At 66.2% G+C, this 17,016-nt stretch carries 6 protein-coding genes; 1 reads left to right on the top strand and 5 read right to left on the bottom strand.

What is annotated here, in order from left to right:
- The coding region (locus AC5Y5V_RS26135) for an FHA domain-containing protein (protein ID WP_499940903.1) at positions 1–4,384 on the bottom strand (4,384 nt) is incomplete at its 3' end.
- A gap of 764 nt (positions 4,385–5,148) precedes the next feature.
- Here AC5Y5V_RS26135 and AC5Y5V_RS26140 point away from each other — a divergent pair.
- Entirely contained in the window at positions 5,149–12,729 is a 7,581-nt protein-coding gene (locus tag AC5Y5V_RS26140; RefSeq protein ID WP_499940906.1) for a SpvB/TcaC N-terminal domain-containing protein, read from the top strand.
- Between the two features lie 241 nt (positions 12,730–12,970).
- Here the strand turns inward: AC5Y5V_RS26140 and AC5Y5V_RS26145 are convergent, their stop codons facing one another.
- From AC5Y5V_RS26145 to AC5Y5V_RS26160, 4 genes are all read right to left on the bottom strand, one after another.
- Entirely contained in the window at positions 12,971–14,179 is a 1,209-nt protein-coding gene (locus tag AC5Y5V_RS26145) for a PPE family protein (protein ID WP_499940909.1), read from the bottom strand.
- A 15-nt stretch (positions 14,180–14,194) separates the two neighbouring features.
- Entirely contained in the window at positions 14,195–14,494 is a 300-nt protein-coding gene (locus AC5Y5V_RS26150; RefSeq protein ID WP_499940913.1) for a PE family protein, read from the bottom strand.
- Between the two features lie 402 nt (positions 14,495–14,896).
- Complete coding sequence (locus AC5Y5V_RS26155; protein WP_499940917.1) at positions 14,897–15,799, bottom strand: PPE family protein; 903 nt, start codon at positions 15,797–15,799, stop codon at positions 14,897–14,899.
- Positions 15,800–15,888: 89 nt separating this feature from the next.
- Complete coding sequence (locus AC5Y5V_RS26160; RefSeq protein ID WP_499940919.1) at positions 15,889–17,013, bottom strand: alkaline phosphatase family protein; 1,125 nt, start codon at positions 17,011–17,013, stop codon at positions 15,889–15,891.
- Between the last annotated feature and the right edge of the window lie 3 nt (positions 17,014–17,016).

Raw genomic sequence — 17,016 nt, forward strand, 5'->3', positions numbered from 1 at the left:
TGTTGGCGTCGTTGCTTGCGGTCAGCAGGGCGCTGGGCACGCTCCCCGTCGGGGAGGAGTACGTCACCGAGGTGGTGACTGTGGCGCTGAGCAGTCCGAAGTAGAAGTCGCTGGCGGATGCCCCCAACACCTGGGTCATCAGTGCCTTGGCGGCGGTGACGCTTGGTGTCGCGGTGACGGCGAATTGGGCGTCGATGGCGGCGAAGGCGGCACGCAATGCGACGGCGAGGGCCAGAACGGTTTGCGACGAGGGAGCCGAGATGCCGCTGAGATCGTCGTTCCACAGCAGATACAACGCCTGCACCGGGGCCAGCCCGGCCGCGGTGAGGTTTTGGGTGAGCGTGATGAAGTCCAGCAGCGGCACCGAAAGCATCGTCGGCGGGTCGACGACGGGTAGGGGGTTGACGAAGGGGTCGATGCCGGTGTTGTCGCGCAGGGCCAGCAGTTCGCGCACGCTGAGGTCCAGGGTCCGCGGCAGCCAGGCATGCCGGTATAGGGCGCCGATGACACTCAGCGACAGCGTCGTTGACGTGGAGACGACTTTCGCCGCGTCGCTGGGGTCGTATTGCACGCCACCGGCGGTCAACAGGTCCAGTTCGTCACTGGTCACGTTAAGCGCCGCGCACAACGAGTCTTTCGCGCTTTGGACGGTGGTTGCCGGGTTGGCGAGGTCGATCACGCCGCTGTTCGTGCTGCCGAGCCGGAAGATGTTCGCCTGGGCGGTGGGTGCGGTCGGATTGAGGAACAGTCGTGCATACAGCGAGGCGGGACCATTGATGCCGATCGGCCCCCAGCAGGTCAGCAGGCTGTCTAGGTCGTTGTCGATGTCGAGGCCCGCCAGGTCGAGCGCTTCGAGCAGCAGACCGGCTCGGTGCAGGGTTCGCGCCATGGCATCGTCGAGCCGAGCCAGCGGTGAGGTGATAGCCGAATTCTCTTCGTACAGCGCGGTGATCAGGTCATCCGTGGTCGGGATGGATAGCCCCAGCTTCGACCACAGCCGAATGAACCTGCCCAGCCTGCAGGCGTCGATGTCCTGCAGGGGAGTGCCGTCGAAATGCTGCAGCACCATCCGGGTGGTGTCAGTGACATCTGCCGGGGCTACTGCGATCACCAGCAGGCTCAGCAGTGTGTCGTAATTGCTGTTGGCCCAACTGGCGATCGCCCCGTAGTCGCCCGCGGTGTTGCCGCCGTACGTGGTGGCATCGACGTTGGGGTTGGCCGTCTGCACGGCGTGAGTGAAGGTGGCTATTACGCTGGCGTCGTTAGGGTTTGCGTGCAGTTGCTGCAGGCTCGTGAGGGTGACGCCGAGTGCCTGAAACGGTGCGATCAACCGGTAGGCGGGGTTGATGAACGAGGTCGACAGGATGGCGACGATGTCGTCGTAGCCCACGCCGGTGTGGCGGGAGAAATCCTGCAGATCGGCGATCTGGCTTAGTTGGTTGCTCGGGTAGCCGAGCAATGTCTCGGGGGTGACCAGGTTGGAGTTGGTCAGCAGCGGCCATTCGTATTCCGTCACGCCGAGGCGTTCGATCAGGATCTCATGCCAGCCGTAGGAGCTGACTCCGACACCCACCGTGGCGGGCGCGTTCAACGTGTCGGCAGGCCGCAGCACCCGCATCACCGTGTGCTGGTCGGTGTTGAGCGCGCCAAGGTACGCGCGGCTCAGCGAGAGCTGACGGGACCATGGCAACGGCGGCGGGTAAAGGAGATTGGTCAGATCTTGCCACGCTTTGTCTGCGGCGGTGTTGTCGTCGTTCTGCGGGCTGGCGATCAACTGTTCGGAAGTGATCGTGCCGTCGTTGTTGTAGCCGGTATAGCCGTCGAGACCTCCTGGCAGCTGGTTGTTTTGCACGTAGTAGGCAAGTGTCTCGTTGACCAGGTCGAGGTAGGGCAGTGCGGTGTCGGTGTTCTCGCAAGTCAGTTGGAGCGCGAAGATGTCGGGCCGGCGCTGCCGCAACACGTTGAGGGGGTTGGTCAGGTCCCTATTGCCGTTGTCCAGGAAGTCCAGCAAGCTCACCAGATACGCTGCCGGACTGGTCACCGACAGGCAGTCCTCGCAGGTCGCGTAATCCAGGCTGCCGAACAGATCGGCCAGCGTGGCCTGCGCGGCCGCCGAAGGTTGGGTGCCGGTGTCGGGCCTTGAGCCGTTGTTGAGACCGAAGGTGGGATCGAACAGTGCGTGCTGTGCGTCTGGCAGCAATGGCGCTTTGCGGGCCTGCAAGTAGTCCAGTGTGACCTGCAGGGTGGTGCCGTGCACGGTGGCGGCGCGGGCGTAAATGGCTTCGGCCACATCGCCACCCAGGGCATCGCTGAAGCGCCCGGTGAATTGTGCGCGGCCCATCCGCAGCACGGCCAGCGCGGAGTCGATGCCGGCGGCGGCGAGTGTGCTCAACGCGGCATGGCTGGGCGTGATTTGGTAAATGCGTTGGATGCGCTGGATGTGGCTGGTGGCGGTGGGGGCCAGCGTGGCGTTGGTCCGGGACAGGAACTGATCGACGGGTTCCACGCCGAGGTCGAAGGCTGCCTGGTTGGTCGTGAGGAATTGGGCGACGGTGCGTTGCTGCGCGCTGTCGGTGATGCCCAGCCCGTCGACGGTGACCAGTTGGGCGACGGTGGCCGTCGGGTAAGTTAGCCGGACTTGTGCCGCCATCAGCGCGGCATAGTTCGACCGCTGTTCCGCCGGCGTCGAGCCGGCGATGCCCGGCGGCGCAGGCACATTGGCGTTGGTGAGCAGCCTCTCCCAGGCCGCGGCCTGGGAGTAGCCCCGGGCGACGAGGTCCAGCGTCGAGGTCAGCGGATTGGCCGAGTCGGCTTGGTGCAACGCGGTGATCAGCGGGGCGTTGTTGAGGGTGAGATAGGCCAGCTTGCCGGTGAGTTGCAGCTCGGCGGTTTTCTGCGGACCGAGCCCGGCCGTGTCGGTGGTTTGCTGCCACAGCGTGGTGGGGTCGTCGCTGTGCGCTGTCAACAGCGTAGCGAATTGCTGTTGTTGCTCGGAGTTACCGGCAAGCGTGGTGGTCTGCAGCAGTTCGCCCAGGGTCGAGCCGCCGGAAGCCGGGACGGTCGTTGGTGCCCGCGAGGCGGCGATGGCCGTGAAACTCGCGACGGCGTCGTTGAGACTGGCCGACATCGCCTGCGCGATGATGCCTTGGCTGATGGCCTGTCCCCAAATGTATTGGACCGTCGCGATTTGCATGCCGAATAACGCGTCGGCCTGGGCGCTCACCCCGGCACGCAGCAGCGCGTACAGGAAGGGCGCGGGCACCGACGCCGCGCGTGGCCCGGTTGCGGCAGCGCGCGGGCCGCCCGGTGGCGACGAAAAGACATCGCCGTTGGTGGTGGGCGTGATCGCGGCGAGTTGGGCGGCTTGGGCAGCCATCGCCACCGCGCGAGCGTCCCAACCGATCCTGTTTGCCAGGTACGTGATGTCGTGGCGGGTTTCGGTTTCCTCCAACGCGGCCAGATCGCCGGAATAGACGGCCGCGATGTTGGCGGTCATCAGATCGTATTCGCTGGGCAGGCCTTGGGCTTCGGCCGGCAGCGTGATGTCGAGCGTCGCGGTAGTCGAAGACTGGTAGCTGACAGCGGACGAGGCCAGAATCGGCCCGCCGTCTGCCCCCGTGACCTCCACCTGCAGATCCGGCGCGTTTTTGGCACGCTCGCGCAGATACTCGGTCGGTATCAGGTGGTAGAAGGTGTAGCGGCCGTCACTGTCGGTCCGCGTGCTCGCCAGGGTCGTCGGTTCAGAGCCGACGTTGTTGTCCATCAACAAGACTCGCAAACCCGCGACCGGCGGCAGAACCGGGCTGGACACCGTCCCGGTCACCGTGTACCGATCACCGTCGGTGATGCGCGCCCCATCGGCCCCGACGCCGCTGTCTGAGCCCGCGGCTTCGTTCAGGTTCTCGCCGATGACGGTGATGACGGTGACCGGCGCCTCGGGCTCCGGCGCCTCCGGTTCCGGCGCCTCGGGGTGCGGCGTCGGCTCAGCGACTGGCGCGGGCAGTGGTGCGCCGGGCTGTTCTGGCTCGCTGATCGTCTCGGTACTACGCGCGTCCCAATTTGCCAGTGCAGCCGAGTATTCGAACCGCGCCACGACGTCGGCGATCCGCACGATATCGCCGTCGCGCAGCAGTCTTGGCCCGGTTACGGGTTCGTCGTTGACGAAGGTGCCTGCCGTTGAGCCGAGGTCGGCGATCGTCACAACACCGAAGGAATCGGTTGTCACGCGGGCGTGTCGACGACTTACATAACTGTCCGGGAAGACGAAGTCAGTCTCCCCGTCGCGCCCGATCACCATGTCAGGCCGTGATAAGACCAAGGCCCGGCCGGCATATCGCGCCGGCTCGGTGACCATGAAACGCGCAGCCGCAATCGGTTCGGTCATTATTCGTTACACCCCGACCCATTCCACGAATGAATTTCAGTTGTTAAGCGTGCGTGCAATAACTAAATCGGCGCACAGAAAGGCGCGAAAACTGCGCATGACGACGTAGTGAGGCGGCTCCCGTCTCCGGGTTTGAGATCCGGAAAAACTTTCGACTGCGCAGCATTATTGTCCTCGGAACCGCAGGCGCAAAGAAATCAGACAAAATTTACGCATTCTTAGCGGCCGCTTGGCTTCCAACGCGCCAGGTCCAGAACCGTTGATCTACCGGCATGTTCGGCGACCCGAGCGCGACGCCACTGGCCGATTGGAGGAATTATTCGGTAAACTCGCTGCACTATCGGCGGGTTGGGCGGATACTTTCCGAAGAAGCTGAGGAGCAGTGCTATGAAACCAGCAAACGACAATAAAACCTACGGACGTTAATTGACTTTCACGCGACCGAAGGCTCCCCGGATATGGCCACCAGACGGTGTCGCAAAGACGGCAACAACAGATTTTCGTTGCTGCACGGAAATGCAATTCTCCACTTGGCAATGACTCCGAGACGGTGTCGTCGGCCGCTGCGTTCTGGGGTGTTGCGCGGGTGTTCACGAAATCAATTGCCTGTCAAAGATTGTCGGTATTGGCCTGGCCAACCTCGGATGGCGTCAGGGGCGACGGGCATCGGGGCCCGCTACCACCGGGTTGCCTCGGTGGCTGTTCGCGGATGTCCGCGGCCAGCACAGCCACCGGCGAGCTGAGCCGCAGGGGCGGAGGTAGGCGTGGTCGATTCACAGTCCCCCAACCGGTGGTACAGCCCGGCAACGCCCGCGGCTGGGGCGCAACCGGATTCGCACCAGCGGCCCAGCCGTGACGCCGCGTCGGCGTCGGCGGCAGGATCGGGCGATACGGACGGGCGATTGCCGTCGATCCAGCTGCCCAAGGGGGGCGGTGCGATCCGCGGTATCGATGAAAAGCTTTCGGTGAACCAATCGTCGGGCACCGCGTCGATGACCGTCGCGGTGTTCACCTCGCCAGCGCGGCAGGGCTTCGGGCCCAGCCTGGCGCTCAGCTACGACTCCGGTGCCGGTAGCTCAGCCTTCGGGCTGGGCTGGGGCATCGCCGTGCCGGCCATTACCCGCAAGACCTCCAAGGGATTACCGCGCTACGAGGACGCGATCGACAGCGATGTATTCATGCTCTCGGGTGCCGAGGATCTGGTGCCGCTGCTCGACCCGGTCGACGACGCGTCGGGCACTAGGAGCTGGACGCCGCGTATCAGCACGCCCCAAATAGGTGGCTTCGCTTTCGAGGTCAGGGCGTACCGGCCGCGGGTGGAGGCCGGGTTCGCGCGGATCGAACGCTGGATGGACAGCGCCTCAGGCGAAGCGCATTGGCGCACCATCTCCCACGACAACGTGACCAGTCTGTACGGGCTGCACGGCCAGGCGGCGGCGAGCATCTACGGGCTCGGCGAAAGCGACGCGAACAGTCGTGTCGCCGACCCTGCCGATTCGTCGCGGGTGTTTGCCTGGCTGCTCGATCTGAGTTTTGACAGTCGCGGCAACGCCATTCGCTATCTGTACACAGCGGAGAACACGGACAACGTGTCCACCGCGGCCAGCGAGGCGCACCGCGTCGTGACCGCCAACCGGTACCTCAAGCACGTCCTGTACGGCAACGACACCCCGTACTTGCCCAGGGTGGACGGATATGCGACGTTGCCCACGGACTGGTGTTTTCAGCTGGTGCTCGACTACGGCGAACACGACCTGCGGGCGCCGACCCCGACCGAGGACACGACGTGGCCGTGCCGGCCGGATCCGTTCTCCACCTACCGGTCCGGGTTCGAGATCCGCACCTACCGGCTGTGCCGGCGTCTGCTGATGTTCCACCACCTGGCGGAGCTCAGACCTGAGCCGGTGCTGGTGCGCTCCACCGACCTCGCCTACCAGCCCGCCCCGGCCGACCCGGCGCTGCCGGTGATCAGCCAGCTCGCCACGATCACCCAGACCGGGTGGATCGCCGGAGCCGACGGCAGCTACGCCACCGCGGGGATGCCGCCGCTGACCCTGGGTTACGCGCCGCTGGCGATCGACGACACCCTGCACACCGTGGCCGGGCCGGACGCGGCCAACATCAGCGGCGACTTCGGCGGCAGCAGAACCCGGTGGATCGATCTCGACGGGGAGGGCCTGCAGGGCATCCTCACGACAGACGACCGGGCTTGGTACTACCAACACAACGTCAGCGCCTGGAACCCGGGCGACGGCGGCGCGGCGACGGCCCGGTTCGAACCGATCGCAGTGGTCGCCACCACCCCCAGCGCCGGAGCGACCCTGGCCGACCTCAACGGGACCGGGCACCTGTGCGCGGTCGACTACGCGCTGCCCGCGCCGGGCTGGTTCGAATACGACGCCGATACCGGATGGTCGTCGTTGCAACTGCTTTCGAGCACGGCCAGCATCGATTTCGCCGACCCCAATCTGCGGTTCGTCGACCTCGACGGCGACGGACTGTCCGACGTGCTGATCACCGAGGACAACGTCATCACCTGGTATCAGTGGCAAGTCGAGCAGGGCTTCGCCGCCGCGGAGCGCGTGCCCAAACCGTTCGACGAAGAGCAGGGCCCCGCGGTGGTGTTGGCCGACGGCTCGCAATCCATCCACCTGGCCGACATGACCGGCGACGGCCTGACCGATCTAGTGCGGGTGCGCAACGGCGAAATCTGCTACTGGCCCAACCTCGGCTATGGTCGATTCGGTGCCAAGGTCTGCATGGACAGCCCACCGCTGTTCGACACCCCCGACCTGTTCAACCAGCGCTACGTCTGCTTTGCCGACATCGACGGCTCCGGCACCGCCGACATCGCCTACCTGGGGCGCCGGCCCACCATCTGGTTCAACCAGTCCGGCAATTCCTGGACCGTCGGGCACCAGCTGAGCGCGTTCCCGATCTGCACCAACGCCGCCCAGGGCAGCATGTTCGATCTGCTCGGCACCGGGACCGCCTGCGCCGTCCTGACCTCCCCACTCCCCGAGGACGCGCCGCTGCGCTACGTCGACCTCACCGGCGGCGTCAAGCCGTACCTGCTGACCACCACTGCCAATAACCTTGGCGCCCAACGCACCCTGACCTACGCCCCGTCGACGAAGTTCTATCTGCAGGACCGTGCTGCCGGCCACCCATGGGTCACGCGGCTCCCGTTCCCGGTCCACGTCGTCGAACAGAAACGGACCGACGACGCGATCAGCCGCACCAGCTACACCTGCTGCTACAGCTACCACCACGGCTACTACGACGGTGTGGAACGCGAGTTCCGCGGGTTTGCCCGCGTCGAAACCTACGACACCGACGCACTGCCCGCGGCGGCGGGCGCCGGCACCTTTACCGAGCCTCCGCAATCCGACCCCGGCACAGGCCAATTCGACCTGCCCACAGTGCAGACCAAGACCTGGTTTCACACCGGCGCCTACTTCGACTGGGCCGACATCGCCGCCCATCTGCACGACGAATACTGGCACGGCGACCCGCAGGCCCCCGAGCTGGCGGGCACGCAACTGCCCATGGTGGCCACGCCCGAGGAACTTCGCGAAGCCTGCCGTGCCCTGCGCGGGCACCCGCTGCGCCAAGAGGTCTATGCCATCGACGGTGACCTCGAGGACAACCCCTACAGCACAACCGAATACCGCTACCGCGTCGATCAACTACAGCCCCCGACCGGTACCGCGTACGGCTCCTACCACCCGTGGCAGCGCGAAACGCTGGGCTGCCACTACGAACGCGTCGCGGACGACCCTCGCATCAGCCACGAGCTCACTCTCTCGATCGACAATTACGGCAACACCACCGCCGCGGCCAATGTCGGCTATCCGCGGCGCGAGGTGGGGACGCAGGATGGTCCGGTCCTCGACGAGCAGAAAGCCACTTGGATCAGTTATCGACAGTGCGACTACACCAATGTCGATTACCCAACCGACTGGTATCGCATCGGCGTGCCGGTTGAAACCCGCAACTACCAACTCAGCCTGCCCACGCTGCCGAGCGGCCTGTTCGACCCTGACGTCCTCGCTGACGCCGCCGCCGGCGCCGCCGACATCGACTTGGAAGCGACCCCCGACGGCACCGTCGCGCAGAGGCGCCTGCTCACCGCCCATCGCATCCTCTATCAGGCTGACGACCTGACCGCGGGCCCGCTTCCCCGCGGCCAGGTGCAATCCCTGGCCCTGGGTTATGCCGGCTACACGCTGCGCTATACCCCGGGGTTGCTCGCCAACGTGTTCGGCGCGAAACTCGCTGCCGCGCAGGGGTCTCTGACTGCCCAAGGCCAGGGCGGCCTGGTTGACCTCGACGGAGATCAGAAGCTCTGGGTCCCCTCAGGTGGTCTGTTGTCCGCGCCGCTCCCCGTTCCGCAGCTGTTCTACTCACCGAACGCCGAAGTTCCCGACCCGGACTATGCCCGAGCCCACTTCTACCAGCCCTGCGGTGCGATCGACCCGTTCGGTAACAAAACGACCCTCGCCTACGACGTCCACAACCTGCTGCTAGTCCAGACCCAAGACGCGGTGCTCAACACCGTCACGGCAAACATCAACTACCGTGTCCTCCGTCCGTGGCTGATCACCGACCCGAACGACAACCGCTCCGGAGTACGCTACGACGCCCTGGGGCAGGTCACCGCCACCGCCGTCATGGGAAAGCTGAAGAACGGCGCCGACGAGGGGGACCACCTCGACACCAGCACCACCGAGGCATCATCGAGCGACGACCCCACCACGAAACTCGAGTACAACCTGTTCGCGTACCAGGACTGGGCCGAGGGTCAGAACCCCGATCCCGCTCACCCCGCGCCGGTGTGGGTGCACACGCTCGCGCGGGTCGCCCACCACGATCCCGACACCGAGTGGATCGAAACCTACACCTATACAGACGGATTGGGCCGCGTCGCGCTGAGCAAGGCCCAAGCGGAACTCGGCCCGCAGAGCAACGGCCAACGGTGGGTCGGCACCGGCAAGGTCGTCTACGACAATAAAGGCAATCCCGTCAAAGCCTACGAACCCTTCTTCGACACCACCTCCGCCTACACCGACGAAGCCGACCTCGTCGAAACCGGCGTCACCGCCATCACCCGCTATGATCCGCTGGGTCGCGTCGTCCGCGTCGACAACCCGAACGGCACCTATCGCAGCATCGAATTCAGCCCGTGGCAGACGATCACGTCCGACGAGAACGACAACGCCGTGCCCAGTTGTGTCTGGATCGCGGCCCGCATCGACAACCAACTCGGACCTGTCGAATTCGACGCCGCCACCAAGGCCGCCCGGCACGCCGGAACCCCGACCGTCACCAACGCCGACAGCCTGGGCCGGGTCTTCCAAACCATCGTCGACAACGGCCACGACGCCAACGGCGTTGCGTTGAAGTACGCTACGACACTGACGCTCGACATCCAGGGGCGCACCCTGAGCACCCAAGATGCGCTGTCGCGCAACATCCTCACCTGCGACTACGACCTGACTGGCGCCGAAATCCACCACCACAGCGTCGACGCCGGCGACCGCTGGCTGCTCACCGACGCGAGCGGACAACTGCTGTACGCTGTGGACAGCCGCGGCCATACCGTCACCGCCAGCTACGATCCCCTGCGTCGGCCCGCCGCTTTCGTCGTCGACGACGGCACCACCACGCGCACCTTCGAACGGCTGGTCTACGGCGAAACGCTGGATGCCGCATCGGGATCCACCGCCGCCGCTGACGCCAACCTACGCGGCGCGCTCTACCAGCATTACGACGACGCCGGACTGGCCACTACCGTGCTGCGCGACTTCAAGAACAACGTCCTCACCGCCAGCCGCCAGCTACTGACGGACTATAGCGGTAGCGAAGTCGACTGGCCGGCAAGCGCATCCGGCCTTGACGCCGAGTCGACCCAGACCCTCACCGTCAGCACTGCCTACGACGCGCTCAACCGCGTCACCAGCAGCACAGCACCCGACGGCAGCACCACCGCGCCCCGTTACAACGAGCGCGGCCTGCTTGCCGGCGTCACCCTCAGCATTCCCGTCACCAACACCACCGCGGACGTCGTCAGCGCGGCCACCTATAACGCCAAAGGGCAACGCGAAACCGCCTACTACGGAAACGGCGCCGTCACCACCAGCACCTACGACCCCGATACCTTCCGGCTCGTCGGCATCGACACCACCCGGCCGTGGGCGAGCGACTCGGTGAGCTCGCAAATCTTCAACAGCCTCAGCAGCGTTCAAGACATCACGTATACCTACGACGCGGTTGGCAACATCACCCACACCAGCGACGCCGCGTTGGCGACCATCTTCTACAACAACCAGCAGGTCACGCCCGACAACGACTACAACTACGATCCGCTATACCGGCTGATCGCCGCGACCGGCCGCGAACACATCAGCCAAAACCTACCGCAACCCACCTGGAACGACGCCGATCGCACCCCGCCGGCGTTGCAGCCCAACGACATCCAGGCGATGCAGGCTTATTCCGAGACGTATGCCTACGACCCGGTGGGTAATTTCGCCACCGTCGCGCACGCGACGGCAGCCCCCCCGCCGAACACCCCGAACGGCAGCTGGACGCGCATCTATAGCTACGACGAACCCCAGCCGAGTCCGTCGAACAACCAGCTCACTTCGACCACGGTTGGGGGCACCACCGAGCGGTACACCTACGACGCGGCGGGCAACATGACGATGCCACACCTGTCGGTCATGCAATTCGACTTCAAGGACCAACTACAGGCGACCGCAACCCAAGTCATCAACAACGGCGTGCCGCCAACCACGTACTACAGCTACGATTCCGGCGGTGCGCGCGTCGTGAAAGCCACTTACAGCGGCCGGAACACGCGCGTCGCGCAGCGGGTCTACCTGGGAAGCTATGAGCTGTATCGCGAATACGACGCGCAGGCGAATGTCACGCTCGAGCGACACAGCCTGCACGTCGGCGACGGCGGCGGCCGCGTCTGCCTATGCGAAACCGCTACCATCGATTCAAGCCAGGCATCCGCGGTACCAAACACCCTGGCCCGCTATCAGTTCAGCAACAACCTCGGCTCGACCGCGGTGGAGCTGGACGGCAACGCAGCCCTCGTCAGCTACGAGGAATACCACCCCTACGGCAGCACGTCGCTGCAAACAGGCCCGTCTCAAGCGGAGGTGTCGCTCAAGCGGTATCGGTACACGGGAAAGGAGCGCGACACCGAGACTGGCTTCACATATCACGGCGCACGGTCTTACGCTGCGTGGATCGGTCGTTGGGTGACCTGTGATCCACTGCTGGTTGCCGGCCGGTCTACCGGTGGCGGGCAAGATCGACGCAAGCTGGCGGCTGCCACTCTGCTGGATTCCGGTGGGAGTGCGGATTTGGCTTTCAGGCAAGATTCAGCGGCGATGGCGTTGGCGCGTGATAATCGCGGCGAATCGGTATCCGGCGCGAGGTATGCCGAAACCAAGTGTTTGTCAGAAAGCACGGCTTCTCCATATTGTTACGTCGCGGGCAATCCGCTGCAGCTTGTCGACCCAGACGGTTGGGCTCCACAAGATGCCGGTTCGTTGGTGAGGGATATAACAGCTAGCACGAAGAACCTCGCCGACTTCATGGCCAGCCCGAAAAATCACGGGCTGTTGCGAGGTACGTTCGAGGCAGTAATTGGTGAGGCTCAGGGGGCTGAGATAGTGAGTCCGGCTGGCGAGACCTATGAACATATCGGGAACTGGCAAGGAAACATAAACGGCGTCAGCAATCAGCTTGCATCGATCTCGAAGATGATGGGCGAGCTAAACGACCTGAACCCCAAAGCGGCTGCCGAGTTAGGGGAAGGCATCCGTCCGGTGTTAGAGCAGGGCCGGTCCCTCGTCCAAGTAGCGGGGGAAACCAAGCAACTGTTACAAGATATCCAGCAGCAAGGACTCGATGGCCGCCTAGACGGCAAACCGCTCGTGCAGCTCGGACGTACCCAGACCGGACTCGTGTCCTCGCAGCTAGCGAGGCAGGGACTAAGTTTGATTCCAGAGCAGCTCGAGCAAAAGTACCAAGCACTAATGGCTCGAATCAGTCAGCTCCCAACCTCGCTTGAGGAGATGGCAGAAGGGGCGAAGGAGAATTGGGCAAAAGCTACCGCTGGGCTGGCGGCAGTGCGGGCCACAGCTCGGTCGGCCGTATCTGCGGCATTGAATTCAGCATCCTCAGCGGTTCAGTCTGCTTTTAACGCGCTTGTGGGTATGTCGTCGTCCACCATTGTCGTGCCGGTCGTCATCACACCCAAGGGTTGGAGCATCTCGGATTGGTTCAATTACCTGATGTTTGGTGTTGACGTCCGCGGTGCTTGACGGCCAAGATCGTAATTACCTGACTTCGGCAATGTATCGCTGGGTTGTTTGCACCTCGAGCGTTTATCTGCGGTCGCCGTCGTTGAGGGTGGTTGCCCCATGTACGACAGAGACGTCGGTGTACGCGATCAACCTCTTGGCAGTGGCCCGGTGTCGCGAACCGCTGTCGCGTTTTGGTCAGCGACGACACCCCGTCATCACCGCCTCGACGTTACCCGTCACGCCGCTGTAGCCGTCGGCGTCACCCGGCCGCCGGCGGGTGCGTCACGAAGTTCGGACGGAACCCATAGCGGGGGACGTCGGTAAAGCCTCGCCCGGCGCCGGGGCCGGCCAGCGGCATGCCGCCGAGCATGCTGCCCGTTCCCGACGCGCCGCCCGCCGCGCCCGCGCCGGCGCTCGGCAACGGCGAAGCGGCCGCGCCGATCGGGCCCGCCGTCGTCCAACCGGGCGGCACCGACAACGCCCCGACCGCGGGCGCGCTACCCACGGCGGCCGACACCGGGCCGCCGAGACCCCCGAGGCCGCCTACCGAGGCGCCGGCCTCGCCCGCCGCGGCCGCGGCGGCTTCACCGGCCGCCGGGGCCGCCTCGCCGGCTGCCGCCCCGGCGTTACCCAGGCCGACGAAATCGCTCATCGTGCCCAGGAAGTTTCCCGGCATGTAGAAGCCGGAGGAGAACAGCGTGTTCAGGGCGTTGTCGTTGAGAAAGGTGCCGATCGCGTTCCCGTCGGCGCCGGACAAGAAGTTGAGAATGCCTGCCGGCGAGGAAAAGTTGACCCCGCCCAGGCCGAGCCAGTTCTCCGCTTCGGTGACCAGCGAGGTCCCACCGAGCCCCGGGGACGCCAGGCCCTGCAGCGTCGTCGGCAGCGCGGACATCAGCTGCGACACCGTGGCCTGGCCGGCCGCACCGCCGACGACGGCGCTGCCGCTGGTGGTGGGAGCCGGATCGGCGAACGGCGTCAATTGCGCGGCCGCCGCGGATGATCCGGCGTAGCCGTACATGGCCGCCGCGTCCTGTGCCCACATTTCGCTGTACAGCGCCTCGGTGGCTGCGATCGCCGGGGTGTTCTGGCCCAGCAGGTTGGTCGCCACCAGCGACGCCAGCAGCGCGCGATTGGCCGCGATCTCCGGCGGCGGCACCGTCATCGCGAAGGCGGCCTCGTAGGCCCCGGCCGCCGCCTTGGCCTGGCCCGCGGCCAGTCCGGCCGCCACGGCGGTGGTGCTCATCCACGCGGCGTACGGCTGGGCGGCCGCTGCCATCGCCGCCGACGCCGGGCCGCGCCACGGCCCGCTGCTGACGTCGGCGATGATCGAGCCGTAATCACCTGCGGCCGAGGCCAAACCGGCGGCCAGGCTGTCCCACGCCGAGGCGGCGACCAGCATCGGGCCGGCACCCGGTCCGGCATACATGCGGCCAGAGTTGACTTCTGGCGGAAATGCGGCGAAATCCATGGCGGCGCCCCGTCTTCAGCACTCGGCGAGGGTGTTGGCCGCTTCGGTGGCCGCGTACGCGGCGCCGCCGGTCGCCAGGGCAGTCACGAACGCCTGGTGAATGGCGGCGGCACGGCCGCAGACCGCCTGATACATCCGCGCGTGCGCGACGAATTGGGCTGCGGTGAGCGCCGATACCTCGTCGGCGGCGGCGGGAATCACCGCCGATGTCGGGGCGGCGGCGGCCGCATTGTGGGCGGTCACGGCCGCCCCGATGGCATGCAAATTATGGGCGGCTGCGGACAGCGCCTCGGGTACGATCTGGACAAAAGACATGACAAACTCCCTCGCAAAATGGCCCCGACCAGCCCGGTGACCCCCACCGAGATGTGAAAGATCTTGTAGTAAAAACGATTTCAGTCAGAAGGCGCTACGGCCCGGATGCGGGGACGGCGGCGGTCGCGGCTTGAGACAAACCCAAGCCGAGCCGTCGACATGCTTCAGCCGACGCGTACGGTCGGCACCGTGCACTTCTCTTCGATCTGTGCGCAACGCCAGATCGCTTGGGCCAGTAGCTGTTTGTCTCTCATCAGGGCCTCCCGCCCCTCAGCGTGCAAACGAACTTTCCGCACTATTGACCGTAACTACGCGGTGCACCTAGATGCAATCGATTTGCAGAAAATACTCAAATAATTCCCTGGGCCATTCAGAGGCTCGCCCTGAGCGGAGGCCGTGCCGCTACCGGGCCGAAACCCACGCGTAGCGGGGCAGCGGCGAGACCGCGACCGGCACCGTCGTCGTCGCCAGCCACGCCCGGGGCACCGACAGCATCCCCAGCGGTGCCCCGCGACCGAAGGCCGCAAAGACCGGCGCGCCGCTGTCGACGGGCGGCCTGGTGTGCGCGGCGGTAACGGCCTTCGCCGCCCGCGCGAACCCGATGCGCAGCGCGCGGAGCCTGCCCAGCGCCGGCAGGATCGCCGCCAGCGGTGAAGACATCAGAGGCGTGGACGCCAACCCCCGTATCGCGTGGGGCAGCGCCGGAATCAACTGGTTGCCCGTCGAGATGACCTCGCCCGCATCCGCCAGGGTGGGGTTGCCCTGTGCCAGCGCCGCCGGGTCGATACCGGCGGGCGGCGAGGGAAAGGGCGTGACCGTCGCGGCCTCGGCCGACGAGCCCGCATAGGCGTACATGGCATCCGCATCGCGGGCCCACATCCGCTCGTATTCGGCGTCGGCGTCCGCGATCGCCGCGCTGGCCTGGCCGAGGTGGTTCGTCGAGGCCATGGAGGCGCGCAGCGCGCGGTTGGTGTCGATCACGGCCGGAGGCACCATCGCCGCACGCGCCGTCTCGTGCGCGCTCGCGGCCCGCCGGGCCTGTGCGGCGGCTCGTTCGGCGTGCCCGGCGGTGTCGTTCAACCACCGTAGATAGGGCGCGACGGCCTGGGTCATCGCCGCTGCCGCCGGACCTCGCCATTCATCGGCCAGCCGTGACATCACCGACTGGTACTCGGACGCCCGGTCGTAGAGGCGGCCGGCCAGCCGGTCCCAGGCGGTGGCCGCGGCGAGCATCGATTCCGGGCCGGGGCCCGAGTACATTCGCCCGGACGTGATTTCCGGCGGCAAATCACCGGTGCTGTTCACAATGAAATTTAATCTACAGCGACCGGGGCTCAATGTTTCTTTGAAAACGATCTGAACCTGCGTGCGGCCGAAAACCGCAGTGGGCCAATCTAATCGGTAGCACCGAAGACCATCAGGGGAATCGCCATCTCGGCCGGGGTGGGGCCGCCGTGAAACCCGACGAGGCGGGCCGTTTCCGGCGGCTCGTGCGCCGTTGCCAACACTGCGGCGTCACCGGAGCACACGACGACGACGTCACCGAGCCGCGGCAGAAACTCCGGATTCACCGGCCCAAACGCCCCGGAGGCGACGGCCTCCTCGCGGCTGTAGACCTCGGCCCGGTCCTCGAGGATCTCGCTCCAGGCGGCCCGCACGTCGGCGGCGGCCCCCGGTTCGGTGTGCAGGTAGCGCACCCGCGGCTCGCCGGCCACCACGCGGACGCCGGCGCCCAGCCTCGGGTCGGTGTCCAGGTCGACGCGCGCCTGCGGCGGCACGTTGAGACCACCGTGGTCGGCGGTCACCAGCAGCGCCGCGTTGCCGGGCAGCGTGTCGAGAAGCCGGGCCAGCAGCGCGTCGACCTGGGCGGCCGCCTCGTGCCACTGCGGCGAACCGATGCCGAACACGTGGGCCGCGGTGTCCAGCGCGGCGGTGTAGCCGTAGACCAGGCCGGGCGCCGCGCGCAGCTCGTCGGCGACCCGCCGGGCGTAGTCGTCGTTGTTGCGCGTCGGGCGGAACTGCGCGCCGCGGTACGCCGCGTCGGTGAGCCCGCTGCCGATGAACCACTCCGGCAACACGGCGCGCGCGCCCACGCCGGCCTGCTGCAGCCGCTGGAACCAGGTGGGCAGCGGCTGCCACTGGCCGTGTGGTGGGTCGTCACGCCAGCGGATGTGGCTCAGCACCCGGTCGGTGCCCGGAATGTTGAGCGTGAAGCCCAGGATGCCGTGCTCGCCCGGCCGCGCGCCGGTGCCCAGCGACACCAGGCTGGTCGGCGTGGTGGACGGGAAGGTGCACTCGAGTGCGGTGAGCCGTCCGGCGTCACCGGCCAACACGGAGGCGAGCAGCGGAGCGTCTTCGGCCAGTTGCGGCAGCAGGTGCCAGCCCAACCCGTCGACCAGCACCACCCCGACGCGATCGACCGCACCGACGCACTCCGCCACCGCCAATCGGTCGGTCGCGCCCGGCACGCCGAGCAGAGCGGCTGCGGCGGGCAGCACGTCGCAGATCGAGCCGGGCATTCG

Source organism: Mycobacterium sp. NGS68 (assembly GCF_059812195.1).